The sequence below is a fragment of the Herbaspirillum sp. 1130 genome (genome assembly GCF_017833835.1).
Classification (GTDB): Bacteria; Pseudomonadota; Gammaproteobacteria; order Burkholderiales; family Burkholderiaceae_D; genus Herbaspirillum; species Herbaspirillum huttiense.
The window spans coordinates 478,650-500,226 of the sequence record NZ_JAFICQ010000001.1; the positions used below are offsets into that span (position 1 = coordinate 478,650).

Below are 21,577 nucleotides of genomic sequence, written 5' to 3' on the forward strand. Positions count from 1 at the left end.
TAGGGCTGTGCTGCGGCAAAGGCTACGACAATTAGCGAAAATGAGGGCAATTCGTATTTGATGGCGAACGGATGGCGCAGCTTGACCGCCGTTTGTCCCACGAGGATGACAGGCTTTCGGAAGGCCATTTCCAGGCTGGCGCTGATGCCGTTGCCCGACTCCGCTTGCTAGGGTGAACGCTTGCGGATGAGTCTTCATTCTGAATTTTGAGCGATCCGTCCGCAGACCCCATTACATCCATGCATCAAGGGAGATCTCATCATGGCTGATCGCAAGCCCAAAGCCGCCATCGCCATCGTGGCCGGCATCCTCATCCTGGCACTGATCGGCGGCCTCGCGCTGCTGGGACTGTTCCAGTCCGCCGGACACAGCTGACCTTGCTCACACCGCGTTGAGCGGGATCTTCAGATAACGCACACCATTGCCTTCCGCTGGCGGCATCTGTCCGGCGCGCATGTTGACCTGTACCGAAGGCAGCAGCAGCACCGGCATGTCCAGCGTGGCATCACGCGCGCTGCGCATGGCCACGAATGCCTCTTCGCTGATCCCTTCGCGAACGTGAATGTTGTGCTGGCGTTCTTCCGCCACGGTGGTCTCGAAGCGCAGTTCGCGGCCCCCCGGCTGGTAATCGTGGCACATGAAGAGGCGTGTCTGCGGCGGCAGCGACAGCACCGCATTGATTGAACGGAACAGCTGCCGCGCATCTCCGCCCGGAAAGTCACAACGCGCCGTCCCATAGTCGGGCATGAACAGCGTGTCACCGACGAAGGCGGCGCTCTGTCCGCCTTCTTCCACTACATAGGTGACACAAGCCGGCGTATGGCCAGGCGTGTGCATCACGCGCGCCTGCAACTGGCCGATCCGGAAGATTTCGCCATCGGTGAAGAGATGATCGAACTGGCTGCCGTCGTGCTCGAATTCGGTGCCGGCGTTGAAGAGCTTGCCAAAGACCTGCTGCACCTGGCGGATGTGCTCGCCGATGGCGATGCGGCCACCCAGCTTCTGCTTCAGGTAGGGCGCGGCGGAGAGATGGTCGGCATGCGCATGCGTTTCCAGTATCCATTGCACCGTCGCACCGAGTGCCTGCACACGGGCGATCAGATGATCGGCGCTGCGGGTGGAGGTGCGGCCGGACTTGGGGTCGTAGTCCAGCACGCTGTCCACCAGCGCACAGTGCAAGGTGGCGCGGTCCAGCACGAGGTAGCTGACGGTGCTGGTGATGGTGTCGAAATGACCTTCGATATGCAGATTGTCCATGGGTGATCCTGGTGTTTTTTCTTCACATTCAAACGGGCAGATTACGGCGAGAGGCCCCCTGTAAGGACACCCTGCGTGCAGCAACATTCATTTCGCCCAAAACCGCTCATTCCAGCGGAACAGCAGCATGCCGGCCACCATGGCCAGCACGAAGGCCAGGCCCTTGCCCGATGCCATGCCTAGCAAGACCAATGCCGGTCCCGGACAGATGCCGGCAATGCCCCAGCCGATGCCGAAGAGCAGGCTGCCCAGCACCAGCCGGCGGTCGATGGTGCGCGCCGTGGGCAATTGCATCGGTTCGCCCAGCAGTGTCCGCTGACGCTTGCGTGCCAGCGTAAAGGCCGGCAGCCCGATGGCGATGGCCCCGCCCATCACCAGGGCCAGCGACGGATCCCACTGGCCAGCCAGATCCAGAAAGCCCAATACCTTGGCCGGATCGGCCATGCCCGAGACGATCAGGCCTAAGCCGAACAGCAAGCCAGCAGCCAGCGCGGCGAGGCTGCGCAGGAGCCTCATGGCAGTACTCCTTGCAACCCCAGCATGTGGCGCAGCAGATAGACACTCAGGAATCCGGCCGCCATGAAGCACGCCGTTGCCACCGCCGAGCGTGGCGACAGGCGCGACAAGCCGCAGACGCCGTGACCACTGGTGCAGCCGGCACCGTAACGGGTCCCCACGCCGACCAGCAGGCCTGCGAGTACGATGGCCGCATAGCCGGCATCGATGCGCGGCGCGGGCAGGGCGCTTGCCAGTGACGCCAGCAGCGGCGCGAGAAGCAAGCCGAGAACGAAGAGGGCGCGCCAGGCGCGATCCGATGCCGAGGGAGGCAGCAGCCCGGCGACGATGCCGCTGATGCCGGCAATGCGTCCATTGCAGAGCACCAGCACGCTGGCGGCCGCTCCGATCAGCAGGCCACCGGCCAGCGAGGCGACGGGGGTGAAGGCATTCCACGCAATGTCCATGCTCATTCCTTGGGGCAATAAAGTTGGTACATCAGTCCCAGCATCTCAAGCAGCTTGGGATCGGCGACACGGTAGTACACCCGCTTGCCCTCGCGCCGCGTACTGACCACCCCTTCGTTGCGCAGCACGCCAAGTTGCTGGGACAGTGTGGGCTGGCGGATATCGAGTGCTTCCTCCAGCTCGCTGACGCACATTTCAGCCTGCGATAGCTGGCACATCAGCAACAGCCGGTCTTCATTGGCGAGTACCTTCAACGCGGCCACCGCCTGGCCGGCGGCGCGGCGCATCTGGTCGGCTTGTAGCGAGCTGGGGCTGGTCATGGTGAACACTATTCAATTTAATAATATATTAAGTCATATAATAAATGCGCGACATGAAGATGGCAAGGCTTTCTGAACCGGAAGCGAAGCAAGAGGAGGGTGTGAAACGATGGGTGATTCGCTGAAACAGCTGTGGCAAGCGCGCTGCGCTGCTCAGGGGGAGGCGTGCAGCAGGTCGATCAGGTGGCGGCTGGCCTGCTTGGCGGCCGCCATCGCCTCTTCAGCGAACGCAAACGGGGCATCTTCACCACAGAATTGCAGTTCGCCATTGATATAGAGATCCCAGGTCCAGCCGGTGCCGACGTCGCCCGGACACTTGAGCTCTATCCTGACCAGCTCGTCGCGATACCTGAAAAGTGCCTTCCTCATCGTGCCCGCCGGGTTTCTTGTCGTGAAGCAGCAAGCTCGACAACACTTGCCCCCTGAGTTGCCCAAGTGTACGCCATTACCACGTTGGCAATATTGGCATTAGCGTACATATATTTGCGCAAATCTTCTTGCATTCTACCAAGGAGTAGCATTTATTTCTGACCGGTAACCGGCGTGCGGCTGAAACAATCTTCCTCGAAGATCAAGAAGGGACGGGACCGCCCGCCAGCAGCCGGTCCAGCAGTTCATCGTAGTGATGATGCGGCGTGGTGATCGCATAGAAGCTTTCCACCAGCTCGCTCGTCTGGCCGGCCACGACCAGGGCACCATTGCGCAGTTCGTCCTGCACCACCACTTCCGGCAGTACGGTGAGCCAGCCGCTGTCGCGCGCGATCAGGCGCAGCATGGCCATGTCGTCCACCTCGGCACGCATGCGCGGGCGCACGTCGTTGGAGATGCACAGCGCGTCAAATTGCATGCGCAGGGCGTGACGCGGGCCGGGCAGGGCCATGTCGACGCCTTCCAGGTCTTGCGGAATGCGCAGGCTGCGTGCCTCCCAGCGGTGCGCCGGACCGACCACCGAGACCGCCTGGCTGCCCAGGAAGCGGCAGTGCAGGGGCCGATCCGGGTCGGAGGGCACGGTCTCATTGGCCAGCACCACATCAAGCTGATGCTGCATCAGCCGCTCCAGCAGCCCTTCCAGCAAGCCCGACTCCAGCGTCAGGGAGACCGAGGGGTCAGAGAGCATGGGACGGATCCAGTTTTCCTGATAGTTACGCGACAGTGTGGCCACGCTACCCACTCGCAGGCGCGTCACCCCGGCCGAGCGGCCCTCCAGCCGGCCCAGCAGCTCCTGGCTCAGTCCAAAGATATTGTCGGCATAGGTGAACACCAATTGCCCGGTATCGGTCAACGTCAGGCGGCGGCCTTCGCGGATGAAGAGATCTTCTTCCAGCTGCTTTTCGAGCTGGCGGATCTGCGCGGACACGGCGGATTGCGAGGTGTGCAGCTCTTCCGCCGCCCGTGTCAGATGGCCGAGCTTGGCCACCCGCCAGAAATAACGCAAATGATGAAAGTTAAGCTGTTCTAAGCGCATCGTTCGTTTTTATGAATGAATTTGTTCTGATAAATGTAATTTACAGAACGATCGATGGCAAGCATCATGATGCCATTCCAATGCATGAGGTTCTTGTCATGACGACCATCCCCCTGATTTCCTGCAGCGCCTGGGCACCGCCCGCGCTGACGATGGCCGCCGCCCTGGCGCTGTGTCTGTCCCGGCTGGCACCGCCGCGCGTCTGGACGCTGTTCCAGTCGCTCTCCCTGTTGGCTTTGCTGCTGACCTTGTTCAACCTGGTGATGGCCCGCGACAGCGCCCCGTGGCCGGGCGTGCTGCATCCGTCCACGCTGGGCCTGGTGCTGGCCCTGCTGGTACAGGGACTGGGCACCGTGATCGGCAGTTTTTCGGCGCGCTACCTGCAGGGTGAAGCCGGCCAGCGCCAGTATGCCGCGGCGCTCGCGCTGGTACTGACTGCCGTCCACCTGCTGTTGCTGGCCGATCACTGGGTGGTGCTGATCGCCGCCTGGGCCGTCGTGGGCCTGGCCCTGCAACGCCTGCTGTGCTTCTATCCGGAACGTCCCTTTGCCCGTCTGGCTTCGTACAAGAAAAGCATCGCCGACCGCATCGCCGACTGCCTGCTGATCGCGGCGGCCGCGCTGGCCTGGACGACCGTGGGCAGCGGCTCCTTCTCGGACTTGTGGGCCTACCTGAGCCAGCACGGCATGAGCACCAGCCTGCAGGTCAGTGCACTGTGCCTGACGCTTGCGGTGATTCTGCGGACTGCGCTGCTGCCGGTACACGGCTGGCTGATTCAGGTGATGGAAGCGCCGACCCCGGTCTCGGCGCTGCTGCATGCCGGCGTGGTGAATCTGGGCGGCTTCGTGCTGGTGCGGTTTGCCCCCTTGCTGGAGCAGGCCGTCGCGGCGCGCGCCGTGCTGCTCATCGTCAGCGCCGGTACCGTGCTGCTGGCCGGGCTGGTGATGCTGACCCGCATCAGCATCAAGGTCAAACTGGCCTGGTCGACCGTGGCGCAGATGGGCTTCATGCTGCTGGAGTGCGCCGCCGGACTGTACCTGTTCGCCGCGCTGCACCTGATCGGCCACTCGCTGTACAAGGCACACGCCTTCCTGTCGGCCTCCTCGGTGGTGCGGGAGACCCGCCTGTCGGCCTTGCACAGCCCGGCGCTGCCGTCGGCCTGGAGCGTGATCCTCGCCCCGATGGTCAGCATCGCCCTGGTGCTGGGTCTGCACAGCCTGAGCCCGCATGCGGCCTGGCCATGGTGGTGGAGCGGCATCCTCGGGCTGGCCTGGGCACCGCTGCTGTGGCGCTCCACGGCCAAGGGCAGTGGCGGCCTGCGCGGCTGGCTGCTGGGCCTGCTGGGTGCGGCCGGCCTGACCCTCGCGGCCCTGGTGGCCCACCTGCTGCCGCTGCACGTCAACGATTACCCGCGTGCCGTGTTCGGCGTGACGGCCTTGCTGGCGATGCTGGCCCTGTATGTCTGCATGGGCTTGCTGCAACTGGCACCGCAGTCCATGGCCGCCTGGCGACGCCGCAGCTACGCCGGCTTCTACCTCGATGAAGCCTATACCCGCCTGGCGCTGCAGTTGTGGCCCTCGAACTGGGCTCCCAGTGCCCGCCGGGCCGCTGCCGAACAACAAGTGAACAATCTCGCCGCCGATGGCCGTAGCCAGGGCTGAGCCCGTCTCACCGGAGAAACAGCATGAACGTATTAGCCCAAGATAGCCAAGGACCAGCCGCCGCGCCGATCGCTGCGTGGAGCGCCGAGCTGGAGCAGCAATTGCAGCAAGCCTGCCAGGATGCCTGCGGTGCCATCGCCCCGGCCTGGCCGCTGGATCGCGCCATCGCCGTCAATCCGCACTGGTCGCGGGTGGGCATGCCGCTACGCCAGGTGGCCGCGCGCATGGCCCTGCTGGGCGGGATCCAGGTCTTTCCGCCCAAGGAACAGCTGCAGCAGGCCTGGGACCAGGGCCGGGTGACCCAAGCAGATCTGGAATACGCCCTGGCACACTCGATCGAGGCCCAGGAACGCGGTTTCGACGTTGCCCACTGTCTGTCGGTACTGGCCGCCACCGGCCCGGCGCCAAGGCTGCCGCTGCTGATCGACGTGCTGGACAACGATCCCCAGCGCCACACCCGGCTCTCCTGGCGGCAGGCCATCACGCACCAGGTCAGCCAGACCTGTGCCGCCTACTTCGACCAGCACCAGGCCGACTGGCAGCCTGAACGCGGCATGGGCCTGTATGCCTTCTGGCGCGAGACGCTGGAACACGACCACGGCATCGGCCTGCTGATGGGCCTGCCGCACATTGCCGATGGCGTCCGGGCGCTGCCGGCCTGCGCGCGCGAGGCCGAACGCTGGGTGATGCGGCGCATGGACCTGCCGCCCGAGGTCTGGGCCGATTATCTTGAATCGGTCCTGCTGACCGTCAATGGCTGGGCCTCGTGGTGTGCCTATCTGGGCTGGGAGGCCAAACTCGCAGGCGGCAGTGATGAACACCTGCGTGAATTGCTGGCCATCCGCATGGCCTGGGGTGCCTTGCTGTTGGAGTGCAAGGATGACGAAGCCGCCAGCCACGCCTTCCACACGGTGCAACAGGCCTGGGCACGCTCGCAGGAGCGTCTGGAACAAGTGCGTCAGGACCTGCTGGTCGATGAACTCTGGCAGGTCGCACTGGAGGCCGGCTACCAGCGCAAGCTGGCGGCAGCCTTGCTGCAACAGTCGGCCAATGCAGCGCCGCAGGTCGAGGTGCAAGCCGCATTCTGCATCGATGTACGCAGCGAACCGCTACGGCGGGCGCTGGAAGCGGTCCATCCCGGCATGCAGACGATGGGCTTCGCGGGCTTCTTCGGCCTGCCGGTGGCCTACACGCCGTTGGCCACCGAGGCCAGCCGTCCGCAGTTGCCGGGCTTGCTGGCACCGGCCTATCAGGTGCAGGACGTGGTGGCACCTGCTGGAGCGGCCACCGGTGACGGCGTACTGGCCGGTGCCGTGGCACGGGCGCGGCGCAAGTCGCTGGCCCTCAAGGAACAGTGGCAGGGCAATACGCGCTGGCCGGGGTCGGCGTTTTCCTTCGTCGAGGTGGCGGGCGTGACAGCACTGGGCGGTCTCTGGAAATGGCTGCAGCCTGGCCAGGCCGAACGTGCGCGCGATGACCTGGCCGGGTTGCCGGCGCGCTATCGCGAAGTGTGCCGGCCGCAACTGGTCGGCGTCGCGCTGGAAGACAAGGTGGCACTGGCCGCCCGCGTGCTGCACGCCATGGGCCTGGATCGCCAGGTGGCCCCGCTGGTGCTGCTGGCCGGCCATGGCAGCCAGTCCGCCAACAACGCGCATGCGGCAGCGCTGGACTGTGGCGCCTGCTGCGGCCAGACGGGCGAAGTCAACGCGCGCACGCTGGCCCAGTTGCTCAACGAACAGGAGGTGCGCCGCGGCCTGCTGGACCGGCAGATCTTCATCCCCGAAGACAGCCACTTCCTGGCCGTCCTGCACAACACCACGACCGACGAAATCGAAGCTTTCGATCTCGACCTGATGCCGGCAGCGGCCCGCGCGCGCTGGCAAGCCCAGCAGCCGGCGCTGGCCGAGGCCGGTGACCGTGTCCGCCGCGAGCGTGCGCTGCGCCTGGGGATGGAGCCGGCCCAGGCCGCGCCGGCCTTGCTGAAGCAACTGCGCCGCCGCGCCAACGACGGTGCCGAGACGCGTCCTGAATGGGGTCTGACCGGCAATGCCGCCTTCCTGATCGCCCCGCGTTCACGCAGCCGTGGACTGGACCTGGGTGGCCGCTGCTTCCTGCACGACTACGAGGCCAGCGAGGATCAGGACGGCAGCGTGCTGGAACTGCTGATGACCGCGCCCATGCTGGTGACGCACTGGATCAACTGGCAATATCACGCCTCCACCAGCGATCCGCAGCGCCTGGGCAGCGGCAACAAGCTCTTGCACAATGTGGTCGGGGGCACCATCGGTGTGTTCGAAGGCAATGGCGGCGATCTGCGCATCGGCCTGTCGCGCCAGTCGCTGCATGATGGCCAGCAGTGGGTGCATGAACCGCTGCGCCTGACCGTCGTGATCGATGCGCCGGCCGAGGCCATCGATGCCGTCGTCGGCCGTCACGCCATCGTGCGTCAGCTGCTGGAACATGGCTGGCTGCACCTGTGGCGTTTCGGAGAGGCAGGCCTGGAGCAGTGGCGGCGCGAGGGATGGAAGTCAATCGGCTTGTGAAACTTCTGGTATCGTTGGCAAGATGCGGTAGCATAGATGCCGTTTTGCAACTAATGATTTGCCGGAGAAAGCATGATCCCCATCATTCCAGACTCCAATGCCAGCCCGGGAGAGGACGCCGCGCGTCGCTCCTGCGAGGGCTGCTCGGACGACGGTAAGCTGGACATCGAGTTTGAATATGCCTATCAGCCCATCGTGCGCCTGTCCACGCGCTCGGTGTACGCCTATGAAGCATTGGTGCGCGGGCCGCAGGGCGAGCCCGCGTACACGGTGCTGGAGCAGGTCAACGACAGCAACGTCTATCGTTTCGACCAGGCTTGCCGTACCAAGGCGGTGGAAGGCGCGGCACGGCTGGGCATGACGCAGTACCTGTCGATCAATTTCCTGCCCAATGCGGTGTATCGCCCGGAGGTCTGCATCCAGAGCACCTTCAAGGCCGCGCGCAAGCATGACTTCCCGATCGAGCGCATCATCTTCGAGGTAACCGAAGGGGAGCGCGTGGTCGACCGCCCGCACCTGGTGAACATCTTCCGGGAATACAGCCGCTTCGGTTTCCGCACCGCCATTGACGATTTCGGGGCCGGTTACGCGGGCCTGAACCTGCTGGCCGAATACCAGCCCGATCTGATCAAGATCGACATGGACCTGGTCCGCAACATCGACACCGACAAGCCGCGCCAGGCCATCGTGGCCGGCATCGCCGCCATCTGCAAGGAACTGGATATCGAGATCCTGGCCGAGGGCGTGGAGACCCGTGCCGAACGCGATCACCTGGCGGCGCTGGGGATCGACCTGATGCAGGGGTACTGGTTTGCCAAACCTAAGTTTCAGGCACTGAGCGTGTTAGAGAATTCGGTTTGGGAATAGCGCAACCTTGCTCCCACCGGTGCTGGCGGACTGCCTTGTGGGCAGATGCCCGCGAGCCGCGTCGCGCGCGATTTTAAGATCCTGACGCAAGCATGCTTATAAAACGCCCAGCATGTGTGGGTATGCAGCATGTTGGTGTTTCCCTGTAGAATCGTCACAAAAATTTACGAACGACAGGGCTTGCATGAATCCCACGACGCAGGAGCTCAGGGGGCTGACTCCGCTTGATTATCACCTCGCCGTCATCGACCATCTGCGCACGCACGAGCCCGAAGTCTGGCGCTGGGCGGCCGCCCGGACCAGCCATGCAGAGCAGCGCGAATCCTTGCGCACGGCACTGTTGCGCAACACTTACCGCATCGACCAAGCGGCCCATCCCGAGATTCACGCCACACTGGACTTGGCGCGGCAGCGCCTGGGCCTGAACGTGGAGGTACCGGCCACCCTGTACCAGTCGGCCGGGACGGAGATGAATGCCTCGCTGGTGTTCGTGCCCGGTGAGGTTCACCTGATCGTGCAGGGCGACCTGCTGGCGCGCCTGTCCGAACAGGAACTGCTGGCCGTCTTCGGGCATGAACTTGCGCATTACGTGCTCTGGTCGCAGGAGGAGGGGGCGTTCCTGCATGCCGAACGCATCCTCTCCGATGCCAGCGCGGCTCCGGGTGCCGCCGCCTCCTTCAGCGAAACCTGGCGTCGCTACGCGCTGCATACCGAACTGTTCGCTGATCGCGGTGCGGCCATCGCCTGCGGCTCGCCGGACCCCGCGATTTCCTCGCTGGTCAAGCTCAATACCGGCATCCGCCAGGTCGATGCGGCCGCCTATCTGCGGCAGGCGGCCGAGGTCGATGCGCAGCAGACCGGTGCCAGTGAGGCGGCCAGTCATCCGGAAGTATTCATGCGCGCCCGCGCCCTGCAGCTTTGGTGGGAAGGCAGCGAAGAACTCGGCCCGTGGCTGCAGCAGCGTCTGCAGGGGCCGCTGGCGCTGCGCGGCCTGGACCTGCCTGGCCAGCACCGGCTGCAAGGCATGACCCGCGGATTCCTGGCGCACTTCTTTGTCGGGACGGAGCTCCTGAGCGAGACGGTGAAGGCGCAGATAAAGCTGATGTTCCCCGACTGGCACCAGGATGAACCCGCCGTCACACCGCAAGCCTTTGCCCCGGAACACGCCGATGAACCCGTGCGCCATTACCTGACGGCCTTGATGCTCGATCTGGCCCTGGCCGATCCGGACCAGCAGGAACCGGTCCTGCTGCGTGCCGGCGTGATCGCGCAAGCATTGGCGACGCTGGACCATCTGCATCAACTGCTCAAACGCGAGGCTGGCTTCGGCAAGCGCGAACTGGACCGATACAAGCGACAACTGGCCAAGGAGGCCGCAGCATGAGTGAACACCCATCCTCCCCGGCCGCATCGGCCAGCCTGCGCGAGCTGATCGATGCGCAAGCCGGCAAGCTGCTCTCCAACGATGACCTGCTGGTGCTGATGCTGCCGCTCTTTGCGCAGGTCGCAGAACTGCATGCACAGGGCCGGGTCGCCGCACTGAGCGAAGAGACGCTGCTGGTGGATCAGCAAGGCGGACTGTCCCTGCGGCATCCGGCGGGTCAAGCCCCGCAGATGAATATCGATGCCGTCCATGCTTTGCAACCGCATCTGTCTTCGGGCCTGTCCATCGTGGGTGCGCTGCAGCTTGATCATCACTCCGACGGCCTGCGCACCCAGCACGATCTGGCCTTGCTCGAGGACGAATCCGCGCGGATGACGCGGCCGGTCTACCTGAGCGGTCCGAAGAGCTGGGAAATCGCGCTGGGCCATCATGATGAAATCACCGATGTGTTCCAGCTCGGCATGCTGCTTGGCGGGCTGGCCTGCGGGCTGGACCTGGCCGAGCAGGACGACCTGCGCCTCTTCGTGCAGCACCGTCACAATCTGTTTGAGCTGCACGACAAGCTGTCTCCCATCATCGCCAGCGTCATCGTCGAGATGACCGAACTGAACCGCCATGATCGCGCCACCGATGTGGCTGCGTTGGCGCTGCGCCTGCGTACCTGGCGCGACCAGCCGGTGGCGCTGGATGTGGAACGGGCGCTGGCGGGCAAGGATGGGGTGGCCCCGCGCCGCATCGCCGTGCTGTCGCACCTGCGGGATCGCCTGTTCGACCTGTCCCGCCGCAACCGGCTGCTGTATTTCCGCCCCACCAGTGCCAACGTCAACCTGACGGTGGCCAGCGTACCCCTGATGCTCAACGTCGACAGCATCAAGCCGGAACAGATTTGTACCTGGGGCGACCCTTTCGCCGAACAACTGGTGGCGGGCAAGCCGATTTCCCTGCAGAACTGGCTGCGCTTCGATGACCAGCTCTATCTGCCCGCCACGCTGGACAAGCTGATTTCCGAGACACGCCACGACCGTGCCGAGTTCGGCTTCAGCAACCTGCGGCTGGTGGTGGCTTTCCTGCGCTGGCACAACCTCAAGGAAGCGCCTGATGAGCGTATCGTCTCGCCGCTGCTGTGGCTGCCGGTGGAGCTGGTCAAGCGCAAGGGCGTGCGGGATCAGTACCTCATCCAGTGCAGTACTTCCGAAGCCGAATTCAATCCGGTGCTGCGCCACTGCCTGTCCCAGCTGTACGACATCGCGCTGCCTGAAACCATCGACCTGGCCAAGACCTCCCTGCAGCAGATCCACGAGGACTTGCGCAACAAGATCCACCAGTCCGAACCGGCGGTGGAGTTACGTCTGGTCGACAAGGCCTCGGTGCGGCTGGTGCGGCAGAAGGCCATGCAACGCATGCAGCAATACACGCGCCGCCGCCCGGGTGGCGGTGCGCAGCGCAGCCGGGCCACGTCATGGCTTCCGCCTTACAGTTATGCCCGTGATGACTATCGTCCGCTGGGCAAGGCGCTGTTCGAGCACTATGTGCGTCCCAGCGAGCTGCCGCAGCGCTTTGAGGCCGGTGCCACGCTGCGCCGCCCGCAGATGGTGGCCACCAGCGAAGCGGCCGTCAGCGAGCAGCAGGAAGAGCGGGCCGGCTATGTTCTGGAGGAATCCAGCGGGCATCGTTACGCCTGGGATCTGGATCTTACCCAGGTAACGCTGGCCAATTTCAACTACAGGAAAATGTCGCTGGTGCGCGACTATGCCCAGCTGCTGGAGGACGCCAACGGCAATCCGGCCTTTGACCGTATCTTCTCGATCCAGCCACGCGAGCTCGATACCAGCCCGCCGGCACCGCTGGCCCCCTCCGAGCAATGGAACGTGGTGTCCTCGGATGCGACCCAGAACGCCGCCGTGCAACTGGCGCGCACGCAGCGCAGTTTCATCATCCAGGGGCCGCCCGGCACGGGCAAATCGCAGACCATCACCAACCTGATTGCCGATTATGCCGGGCAGGGTAAGCGGGTGCTGTTCGTCTGCGAGAAACGGGCGGCGCTGGATGTGGTGTTCCACCGTCTCAAGCAGAGCGGGCTGGCGCAGCTGTGCTGCCTGATCCACGACTCACAGGCCGACAAGAAGGCCTTCATCGCCGATCTGAAGCAATGCTATGAGCAGTGGATCGCCCAGCCGCCTGAGGGTGAGCGCTTGCGCGCCCGGCGCGCCGGCGTGGCGGCAGGCTTGCAGGATCAGCAGCGGCACATCGACCAGTTCGAACAAGCCATGGCAATGGTGCCGGAGAGTGTCGGCCTGAGCGTGCGCAGCCTGTTGCGGCGGCTGGCCGAGCTGCCGCCGCCACTGGACGTGGGTGCAGCGGTACGTGAAGCTTTGTGCGCGTGGACGCTGTGGGACGGGCAGCGCGAGCTGACCCGGCGCTTGCAGGGCGTCATGCAGGAACGTTTTGGCACCAGTGTGCCGGCCACCCATCCCTTTGCCACGCTCTCTGCCACGGTCTTGCGCCAGCAAGGGGTGGTGGCTGAACTGGAGCGTCGCTGTGATGCGGTCGATGCCATCCTCGGGCGTCTGACGTCTTTGCTGGAAAGCAGCCAAAGTCCGATCGTCGCCGACACCCCTTTGAAGGCTGCGCAGCAGGTCGTTACCGAAAGCAAGCGCCTGGTCGACAGCGGCCTGGCGCGCCATCTGGATCTGCTGGATCCTGCTTCACCTGGCCAGGCGGCCTTGTCGCAATGGTGCGAAGCGATGGCACAAGGCCAGCAAGCCGTGACGGCAGCCCAGTCGGTCACCGGCCACTGGCGCGACAAGCTGCGGGCGGATGATACCGAGACCGCGCTGCGGCTGGCCGGCCAGATGGAATCATCCTTCTCGCGCTGGTTCAAGCCTGCCTGGTGGCGTCTGCGCGGAGAACTCAAGCGTCGCTACGATTTCAGCCAGCATGCTTTGCACCCCGGCTATGCCACCGTCCTGACGCAACTGAAGGCCGAACACGAGGCGCTGTCACGGCTGGCTGCGACGGAGGAAGAGGCGCGTCGACGTTATGGGGCCAGTGACATGCAGCAGTTCCTGCAGACCCTGGAAACGCTCAGGAACCGCATGAACACGCCGGCCGGTCTGCAAGCGCTGGTCGATCATCTGCGCCGCGCCGGGGATCCGGCTGCGCTGGTGATGGGTCTGGCGGGTGCGCATGACGATGTGCAGGCGCTGGCAGCACTGGTCGATTCGACGCTTTCGGCTCCGGATCAACGGAATCTGGAACAGACAGGCGAGCTGTTCCGCGATCTGCGCGAAGCCCTGGAAGATTTGCCGGACCTGCTGCCGCTGTTGCAGGCGGTCCATGACGCTGACGCCACCTACGCTACGACGGTACTTGGCGTGCATGCCGATCCGCTGGCGCTGGAAGCTCTGGTGGCGGATGAGGCCTGGCGTCGCCTGGGGCGCGCCCATCCGGTGCTGGAACGCTTCAGCGGCACCGACCTGGCGCTGGCGACCCGCGCGATAGCCCAGGCCCAGCGCAGCTTGCTGGACATCAATGCCGAGGCGATCAAGGCCACCTTGCAGGGACAGTTCAGCGAGCATGTACGCCTTTCCGGGCTCTCGGCCACGCAGCTCGATACCCAGGGCAAGGCCCTGAAGAAGCAATACGCCACCGGCCGCCGCGAACTGGAACATGAGTTCGGCAAGAGCATGCGCTATCGCTCCATCCGTGACCTGGCCGATGATGAGACCGGCGCGGTCATCAATGACCTCAAACCGATCTGGCTGATGAGTCCGCTGTCGGTGTCCGATACCTTGCCCTTGAGCAGCACGCTGTTCGACGTCGTCATCTTCGACGAGGCCAGCCAGATTCCTACCGAAGAGGCGATCCCGGCACTGAGCCGCGCCCAGCAGGTGATCGTGGTGGGCGACGAGATGCAGTTGCCGCCGACCAGTTTCTTCTCGGCGGCCGGCAGCGGCGAGGAAGACGAGATCCTGGTGGAAGAGGATGGGGAGCGCATCGCCATCAATCTGGATTCCGACAGCCTGCTGAACCAGGCAGCCCGCAATCTGCCCGCCACGCTGCTGGCCTGGCACTACCGCAGCCGCCACGAAACCCTGATCAGCTTCTCCAATGCGGCCTTCTATGATGGCCGTCTGGTCACCATTCCGGACCGTCTGCGGGAACGTCCGCTGGAGCAACTGCCGCGCCCGCGCTCGAACCAGGACGATGCCGGCACGCTGGCCGCCGACCTGCTCATGGGCAGCCCGGTCAGCTTCCACTGGCTGGAGGACGGGGTCTACGCCGATCGCAGCAATCAAGCCGAGGCACGCTACATCGCCCAGGCCGTGCGGGAAATGCTCAATCGCGAGACCGGCCTGAGCTTGGGCATCGTGGCCTTCTCCGAAGCCCAGCAAAGCACCATTGAAGCGGCACTGGAGGCGCTGGCGTCTGAAGATCCGGAGTTCAGCACCCGTCTGGAGCGCGAATACGTGCGCGAGGACGACGACCAGTTCAATGGCCTCTTCATCAAGAACCTCGAAAACGTGCAGGGCGACGAGCGTGACGTCATCATCCTCAGCATCTGTTACGCCCCCGGCCCCAACGGCAAAATGCTGATGAACTTCGGCCCGATCAACCAGCGCGGCGGCGAGAAGCGGCTCAACGTGATCTTCAGCCGGGCACGCCATCGCATGGCGGTGGTGAGCTCGATCCAGGCGGACGCCATCACCAACGTCCACAACGACGGTGCGGCAGCCTTGCGTAGCTTCCTGCAATTTGCGCAGGCCAGCGCCACCGGCCGCTTCGATCACGCCCAGACCATCTTGGGCGCGCTCAACCAGGGGGCGCGCAAGGCCTTTGCCGCCGAGCTGCAGCCAGACAGCATCCGCGATGCACTGGCTCAGGCCCTGCGCCAGCGCGGGCACCGGGTCCAGCTGCAGGTCGGACGGTCGCAGTTCCGCTGCGATCTCGCCATCGAGGGCGTGGACGGTACCTACGCACTGGCCATCCTGCTCGACAATCCCGCGCAGGCGGTCACCGATACGATGGAGCGCTACGTCTTCCGTCCGGCCATCCTGCGCAGTTTCGGATGGAAGGTGCTGGACCTGCCGGGACGTGACTGGCTGCGCGATCCGGTTGCGGTGATCGAGCGCATCGAACGGATATTGGCCGAGGGAGAGGACGCGGTGCTGCCGGAGCAGAACGCCGGTCCGGGCGAGCAGCCCGCCGAGTCGCCAGCCACACCGACCGCGCACGTTGCCATCGATGAGCTGTCCGAAGCGACCGCTGCGAGCGGTGCCGCCGCCGAGAGTCGTGCGCTTTCCTATGTGCAGGGGAGTTCCAGCAAGTTCTGGAACATCAGCCGGTCGGGTGCCGAGCTGACCGTCACTTACGGCCGGACCGGGACGCAAGGTCAGCGCCTGATCAAGTCGCATGAATCGGAAGAGCGTGCACAACGCGAGATGGAAAAACTGGTCGCCGAAAAGCTGCGCAAGGGATACGTCGACGCACCCTGATCATCCAAGGCGCAGGGAAGGGCCGGAGCGCTACAGCCAGCCTGCGCAGTGCCGCTCCGGTGCAGGCAGGTGAGCTTACTCGGGGAAGCGCACCAGCCGCTTGGCCTCCTTCGGTGCCTGGTATTGCGCCGCGTTCATCTGCATGGCCAGCAGCGTGTAATAGGCATTGATGCCGGTCAGATCGACCACGCCCTTCTTGCCGAAACGCTTTTCGGCGCGGGCGAAGGTCGGATCGGAGACGCGCTTGTTGCGATGCAGTTCGAGCGAGAAGTCATAGACGATCTGCTCGTCCTCGCTCAGGCCCTCGGGACGGCGGCCGTCGGCGATGGCCGCCGCCACTTCCGGCTTGATGCCGGCCTTGATGGCGATGGGGTAGTGCACGTACCACTCGTAATCCTGGGTCCATTCACGGGCCGTGATGAGGATCACCAGTTCGCTCAGGGTATTGCCGATGGCCGAGTTGTAGCGCAGGTAGTCGCCCATCGAGCGCGCCTGCGTCATCACTTGCGGGCTGTGCATCAGCGGTTCGAAGGGGCCGAACACCGGCACCTTGCGGGCGGCCAGGAATTCATCGGCGGCTTTTTTCTGTTCCGGCGTGTATTGATCGGGCGGGATCACCGGCAGGCGATCCGCAGCCTGGGCTACGGCGGCCGAGAGCAAGGTCGAGGCAAGGGCAATGCGCAGGAATCGTTTCATGAAGGTCTCTGTCTCTGGATGTTGGTCTGGTTATGGTGCCGACGCTGGCCTTGGCGGGCCACCGGGATGGCGGCTCCAGGATAGGGGAGCTTCAGCGGATTGTGTTGCTGAGTCTTCACTTTCGCCTGAGCCCATGTGAATGTCATGCAACATCGGCACGTCCTTGCCGATTTCGCTCCCGTCCGGAGGTGCTGCTGCGCGGCGTCATGGTGCCGGGACCCGTGCGCGGCTACAATCTCTGCCCACAGAACAAGCAACGAGACCTTACCGATGAAAACCTACGCCGTGCTCCCGTGGCTGGCCGTGATGCTGGCGCTTGGCGGTTGCGCCACCGAGGCCTATCGCGCCACCGAGAGCCAGTGCGCCCCGGCCGCCTATGCCCAGTACCCGATCATCCAGCAGACGCGGATGGAAATGCGCACCCGCACCATCCAGGTACCGACCGGGCAGACGCGCTGCAGCTCGGTGGTCAACGGCAACCGGACCGATACGGTCTGCCAGGACATCCTGCGTACCGAGTACCAGCAATATCCCGTCTACGTGACGGTCGACATCAATGAATATGGCCGCAACCAGGTGATCGCCGCCTGCGCCCGTGCGCAATGCGTCAGAACGCACGGCAATCCGGACTGCGAGTAGTCCGGCCAGACGGGATCGCGGTGGTTTATGGTTCGGCCTGATCGGGCGTGTCGAGCGCCGCAGTCTGCTGCGGCAGCAGACGCTCCAGCATGGCGCGGTGGTAGGGATCCTGGGATTCCACATAGCGTGCCGCCGAATGAATGTTTTTCCATCCCACGTATTCCATCAGGGCGCGCATCTCCCAGCCATTGGCGCTGGCCCAGCTGGCAAAGCCGCGCCGCAGCGAGTGCGAGCTGTAGAGATGTGCATCATCAATCCCTGCCGATTTCAGGATCCGTCGCAGCAAGGGGATAATGCTGGCCGCATTGACCGCTTCTTCGCTGATGCGGCCCCAGCGATCGATGCCGCGCAGTACCGGTCCGCTGCTCAGGCCGCTCACCGCCAGCCAGTCGAGATAAGCCGCCACCGGGCACAACCGTGACAGCGCCGGCGTCTTGTAGGTGCTGCCTTTGAGGCTGCGGTCGGTCTTGGTGCGAGGCAGGTGGATGCGCATGCCTTCGCCTGCTACCGCCTCGATGCGTTCGATATCCAGCCGCGCCAGTTCGTCGCTGCGAAATCCCCGCCAGAATCCGATCAGCAACAATGCCTTGTCGCGCGTATGCCGCAGCAGGTCGGCAAAGCGCGCCTGCTGGCGTGCCAGTTCCCGTTCGCGCTCCAGATGGGCGATGGTCTGCTCCAGCGCCTCCAGCTGCAGCGGCTTGGCGCGTTTTTCCTGGGCAGGATGCAGTTCCAGGATGCCGCGCAGCATCTTGCGCACGACCGGGGCCTTGGTCGGGTCCGGGAATCCCTGGTCCACATGCCACTGGCCCAGCGCGGAGATGCGCTGCTTGAGCGTGTTGTTGGCCAGCTTGCCGGCGTGCTCAGCGAGATAGCGCACCAGGCTGTCCGCCGTGGCTGGCAGAAAACCACCCCATTCCACTTCGAAATGCTTCACGGCCGCACGATAGCTGCGGCGAGTGTTGTCACGCGTGGCGGCGTGCAGATAGTCATCGATATTCAACGGTGCTGGTGCGGCTGGCATGGGCTCATTACAGACGGGTGAGGGCAGATTAGGAGGATTTTACGCGATCAGATTCGATAATCATCCAATATCCTGTGTGAAATATGTTTGCAATATTTCTGAATACTCTTCAATAATCTTATGTAATTACGTATTATGTAATACATAATCAAATAACGGATCTGGACCATGGCACGTACCGGCCTCTACAAATCGGAAGTGAAGAAAGCGCGCGATTCCTTGCTGGCATTGGGCCGGCATCCGTCGGTGGATGCTGTGCGGGTAGAACTGGGCAATACCGGCTCCAAGACTACAATCCACAAATACCTGAAGGAATTGGAAGAAGAGGAGGGCGGCCAGAGCCAGCCGCGCAGCATCAGCGAGGCGCTGCAGAACCTGGTGGAGCGGCTCGCCGTGCAGTTGCAGGAGGAGGCGCGGGCTGAGGTCAAGGCAGTGCGTGCCGAAACCGAGACCGTAACCGCCCGATTGGCGCAGGAATTGGCATTGCTGAAGGCCGCCCATGGCGAGCAGGGCCTGCGTCTGGATCAGACGCAAAAAGCCCTGATCGCCGAGCGCGCCGCCCATGAGAAAACCCGCGAGGAACGCCAGGAGCAAACCGCCATGGCACGCACCCTGGAAGTGAAGCTCGCTGCCTTGCAGGAACGCCTGGCCGAAAACGAACAGCACCGCCAGTCGCTCGAAGAAAAGCACCAGCACGCCCGCGATGCCCTGGAGCACTACCGCAGTGCCGCCAAGGACCAGCGCGACCAGGACCAGCGACGCCACGAGCAACAACTCCAGACCCTGCAAGCCGAATTGCGCCAGTTGCGCCAGGATGCAGTGGTGCGCCAGGAGGACGTCACCCGGCTCAATCAGGAAGGCGTGCGCCTGATTGCCGAGTTGTCACATGCGCGGCAGGCGCTGGCAGAACAGCACACGCTGGCCACGCGTCGCGAACAACAAATGGAGGTGCTGCAGGAGCAGGCTTCCGCCAAGCGCGTGCTTGAAGCGCAACTGGCTGCCAGGAACGAGGCCTTGACGCAACTGCAGGCCCGGGTCATCAGTGCCGAAGAAGAGGCCGCCAGCGCGCGCCGGCAATGGCAGCAGGGCGAGCGCGAGCTGGCGGCGGTACGCGCACGACTGGATACGCACGAAATGCTGCTCAAAGAGTGGCGCAGCCAATCCGCCGCGGAACAGGAGAGGCAGGCAGCGCCGCCGGTACCAAAAGAGCCAGGCACCGACCCCGGCTGATACCGGGGCAGGGCAGTGGTGCCGTGCATGCGCTCGCTGCACGTCCGTGCTGCACTTCCATTCAGCCAGCCATGCCCGCCGATGAAGGCTCATGCAAAAAGCTGATATCCAAGCATGTTTTACTTTGTAGCTCCAAATGATCTGATCGCCCACAATCGGGGCTCGCGGCGGCTTTCGAGGCCGTGTCCGCTGCCTCCATTGAACGACTCCACGATCAGGTCATGCACGCAAAGAACTTCATTCGCCGCTTCCGGTTTCCGCAGTCTCTGGCCGGTGCCATCCTGGCCTTGAGCGCAGCGTTTTCGCACGCTCAAGCCCTGACCATCGGCGTGACGCCCGGCGTGATCGCCGACTCCATCCAAGTGGCCGCAGCAGAAGCCAAGCGGCAGGGACTGGAGGTACGCGTGGTCGAGATGACCGACTGGACCACGCCCAATGTCGCCCTGCAATCCGGCGACCTCGACCTGAATTACTTCCAGCACACCGCCTTCCTGGAAAACGCCATCCGTGAACGTGGCTACGCCTTTGCGATTGCCGGTTATGGCGTGCTGCCCAACATCGGCCTGTTTTCCACCCGCATCAAGAGCCTGGCGCAACTGAAGGACGGTGCCACCGTCGCCGTGGCCAACGATCCCGTCAACCAGGGCCGGGGATTGCTGCTGCTGGAACGCGCCGGACTGATCAAACTCAAGCCGGGTGTGGGCGCCAAGGCCAGCCTGGCTGACATCGCCAGCAACCCGAAGAAACTGGATTTCAAGGAAATCGAAGGTCCGCAACTGGTTCGCGCCCTGGATGATGTCGATCTGGCGCAGGGCTACCCGGCGCATCTGGTTGCCGCCGGCAAGCCGGAGATCGCCAAGAGCGGCCTGCAGTATTCGACCGTGGACGACCAGCGCTTCGCGATCGTCTTCGTCTCCCGCACCAGTAATGCAGTCGACCCGCGCATCCGCAAATTCATCACGCTGTACCAGCAATCGCCCGCCGTGCTGGCCAAGATCGATGAGCGCTATGCACACGACAAACGGCTTTACAGCCTGCCCTGGCAAAAGCCCTGAGTGAAGCTTTATGTCGCTGGCGAGTGATCTTCTCGTGCCTCGCCGGCCGCAAGCCCGCTTCCAGCGGCCTCCCGTTGCGCCGACGCTGCCAGCGGCTGATTCACGACCTGAACATTTTTTCCCAAAACCCATTTTTTCCGGAGCCCTGCATGCAGCCTTCCCGTCTTTTCCGTCATTTGCTGGTCGTCCTGACTGTCCTTTCTGCCCATGCCGGTGTGGCGCACGCCGCCGACAAGCTGCGCATCGGCGTGGTGCCTGGGGCCTATGGCGACTCCATCGCAGTGGCCGCCAAGGAAGCCAAGAACCAGGGCATTGACGTGCAAGTCGTCGAATTCACCGACTGGACCACGCCCAATGTGGCGGTGGATGCAGGGGACCTGGACCTGAACTATTTCCAGCACCAGCCCTTCCTCGACAATGCCATCCAGAAGAACGGCTACAAGCTGGCCAGTGCCGGTACCGGCATCCTGGCCAACGTCGGCCTGTATTCGCTCAAGCACAAGTCCTTCGCCCAGGTGCCACAGGGCGGCAAGGTCGGCATCGCCAACGATCCGGTCAACCAGGGGCGCGGCTTGCTGTTGCTGCAGAGTGTGGGACTGATCAAGCTCAAGCCCAACGTCGGCTACCTGGGCAGTCTCAATGACATCGTCGAGAACCCCAAGAAGCTGAACTTCGTCGAAGTGGAAGGCCCGCAGCTGGTGCGCATCACGCCGGATGTCGACCTGGCCCAGGGCTATCCGCACTTCATCGTGGCGGCCAAGGCCTTCGATCCTTCCAGCGGCCTGGCCTATTCCGGTATCGAGGATGCCCGTTTCGCCATCCAGTTCGTCACCAAGGCCAGCCGCGTGAATGATCCGGTGATCCAGAAATTCATCCGCATCTACCAGAACTCCGAGACCGTCAAGGCCGATATCCACCGCGCCTTCAACAGCGACAAGCGTCTCTACACGCTGGCCTGGCAGAAGCCCTGAACCCGCCGCAC

At 64.0% G+C, this 21,577-nt stretch carries 17 protein-coding genes; 9 read left to right on the forward strand and 8 right to left on the reverse strand.

The window, feature by feature from the left end; all coding sequences use genetic code 11:
* Positions 1-381: 381 nt before the first annotated feature.
* The 6 genes from JOD78_RS02205 to JOD78_RS02230 all read right to left on the reverse strand — a co-directional run bounded on the left by JOD78_RS02205 (position 382) and on the right by JOD78_RS02230 (position 4,004).
* On the reverse strand, positions 382-1,257 hold the full coding sequence (locus tag JOD78_RS02205) for an MBL fold metallo-hydrolase (protein ID WP_121040204.1): 876 nt from the start codon (positions 1,255-1,257) through the stop codon (positions 382-384).
* A gap of 87 nt (positions 1,258-1,344) precedes the next feature.
* Positions 1,345-1,773, reverse strand: coding sequence for a YeeE/YedE family protein (locus tag JOD78_RS02210; protein WP_121040206.1), 429 nt, complete (start codon positions 1,771-1,773; stop codon positions 1,345-1,347).
* Positions 1,770-2,219 carry a YeeE/YedE family protein gene (locus JOD78_RS02215; protein ID WP_121040208.1) on the reverse strand — a complete coding sequence of 150 codons (450 nt, stop codon included), beginning with the start codon at positions 2,217-2,219 and terminating at the stop codon, positions 1,770-1,772. The genes JOD78_RS02210 and JOD78_RS02215 overlap by 4 nt, the downstream gene beginning before the upstream one ends.
* A gap of 2 nt (positions 2,220-2,221) precedes the next feature.
* Positions 2,222-2,539 (reverse strand): metalloregulator ArsR/SmtB family transcription factor, encoded by a 318-nt coding sequence (locus JOD78_RS02220; protein ID WP_204725487.1) that lies wholly within the window; start codon positions 2,537-2,539, stop codon positions 2,222-2,224.
* Between the two features lie 153 nt (positions 2,540-2,692).
* Complete coding sequence (locus JOD78_RS02225) at positions 2,693-2,908, reverse strand: hypothetical protein (RefSeq protein WP_209568971.1); 216 nt, start codon at positions 2,906-2,908, stop codon at positions 2,693-2,695.
* Between the two features lie 202 nt (positions 2,909-3,110).
* The gene (locus JOD78_RS02230) at positions 3,111-4,004 is read right to left on the reverse strand and encodes a LysR family transcriptional regulator (protein ID WP_209532789.1); all 894 of its coding nucleotides are present in this window, start codon (positions 4,002-4,004) and stop codon (positions 3,111-3,113) included.
* Positions 4,005-4,102: 98 nt separating this feature from the next.
* Between JOD78_RS02230 and JOD78_RS02235 the strand changes: the two genes are divergently transcribed.
* The 5 genes from JOD78_RS02235 (at position 4,103) to JOD78_RS02255 (ending at position 15,954) form a co-directional block, all read left to right on the forward strand.
* Positions 4,103-5,665 (forward strand): NADH-quinone oxidoreductase subunit L, encoded by a 1,563-nt coding sequence (locus tag JOD78_RS02235; protein WP_209532787.1) that lies wholly within the window; start codon positions 4,103-4,105, stop codon positions 5,663-5,665.
* 23 nt (positions 5,666-5,688) lie between these two features.
* Positions 5,689-8,208: a DUF2309 domain-containing protein gene (locus tag JOD78_RS02240; RefSeq protein WP_209568970.1), complete on the forward strand. Its 2,520-nt coding sequence runs from the start codon at positions 5,689-5,691 to the stop codon at positions 8,206-8,208.
* 72 nt (positions 8,209-8,280) lie between these two features.
* The gene (locus JOD78_RS02245; protein WP_121040218.1) at positions 8,281-9,075 is read left to right on the forward strand and encodes an EAL domain-containing protein; all 795 of its coding nucleotides are present in this window, start codon (positions 8,281-8,283) and stop codon (positions 9,073-9,075) included.
* A 184-nt stretch (positions 9,076-9,259) separates the two neighbouring features.
* A complete protein-coding gene (locus JOD78_RS02250) occupies positions 9,260-10,459 on the forward strand; it encodes a M48 family metalloprotease (protein ID WP_121040220.1) in 1,200 nt (399 codons plus the stop codon).
* Positions 10,456-15,954 (forward strand): AAA domain-containing protein, encoded by a 5,499-nt coding sequence (locus JOD78_RS02255; protein WP_209568969.1) that lies wholly within the window; start codon positions 10,456-10,458, stop codon positions 15,952-15,954. Before JOD78_RS02250 ends, JOD78_RS02255 begins: the two co-directional genes overlap by 4 nt.
* A 75-nt stretch (positions 15,955-16,029) precedes the next feature.
* On the opposite strand, the gene JOD78_RS02260 is transcribed toward JOD78_RS02255, so the two are convergent.
* Complete coding sequence (locus JOD78_RS02260) at positions 16,030-16,650, reverse strand: carboxymuconolactone decarboxylase family protein (protein WP_209568968.1); 621 nt, start codon at positions 16,648-16,650, stop codon at positions 16,030-16,032.
* A gap of 270 nt (positions 16,651-16,920) precedes the next feature.
* Between JOD78_RS02260 and JOD78_RS02265 the strand changes: the two genes are divergently transcribed.
* Positions 16,921-17,289 (forward strand): hypothetical protein, encoded by a 369-nt coding sequence (locus JOD78_RS02265; RefSeq protein WP_039788085.1) that lies wholly within the window; start codon positions 16,921-16,923, stop codon positions 17,287-17,289.
* Between the two features lie 25 nt (positions 17,290-17,314).
* Here the strand turns inward: JOD78_RS02265 and JOD78_RS02270 are convergent, their stop codons facing one another.
* The gene (locus JOD78_RS02270) at positions 17,315-18,310 is read right to left on the reverse strand and encodes a site-specific integrase (protein WP_209568967.1); all 996 of its coding nucleotides are present in this window, start codon (positions 18,308-18,310) and stop codon (positions 17,315-17,317) included.
* Positions 18,311-18,478: 168 nt separating this feature from the next.
* Here JOD78_RS02270 and JOD78_RS02275 point away from each other — a divergent pair, with 168 nt between their 5' ends.
* The 3 genes from JOD78_RS02275 to JOD78_RS02285 all read left to right on the forward strand — a co-directional run bounded on the left by JOD78_RS02275 (position 18,479) and on the right by JOD78_RS02285 (position 21,566).
* Positions 18,479-19,540 carry a DNA-binding protein gene (locus JOD78_RS02275; RefSeq protein ID WP_134136302.1) on the forward strand — a complete coding sequence of 354 codons (1,062 nt, stop codon included), beginning with the start codon at positions 18,479-18,481 and terminating at the stop codon, positions 19,538-19,540.
* Between the two features lie 221 nt (positions 19,541-19,761).
* The gene (locus JOD78_RS02280; protein WP_209568966.1) at positions 19,762-20,595 is read left to right on the forward strand and encodes a MetQ/NlpA family ABC transporter substrate-binding protein; all 834 of its coding nucleotides are present in this window, start codon (positions 19,762-19,764) and stop codon (positions 20,593-20,595) included.
* 149 nt (positions 20,596-20,744) lie between these two features.
* A complete protein-coding gene (locus JOD78_RS02285; protein ID WP_121040230.1) occupies positions 20,745-21,566 on the forward strand; it encodes a MetQ/NlpA family ABC transporter substrate-binding protein in 822 nt (273 codons plus the stop codon).
* Positions 21,567-21,577 lie beyond the last annotated feature (11 nt).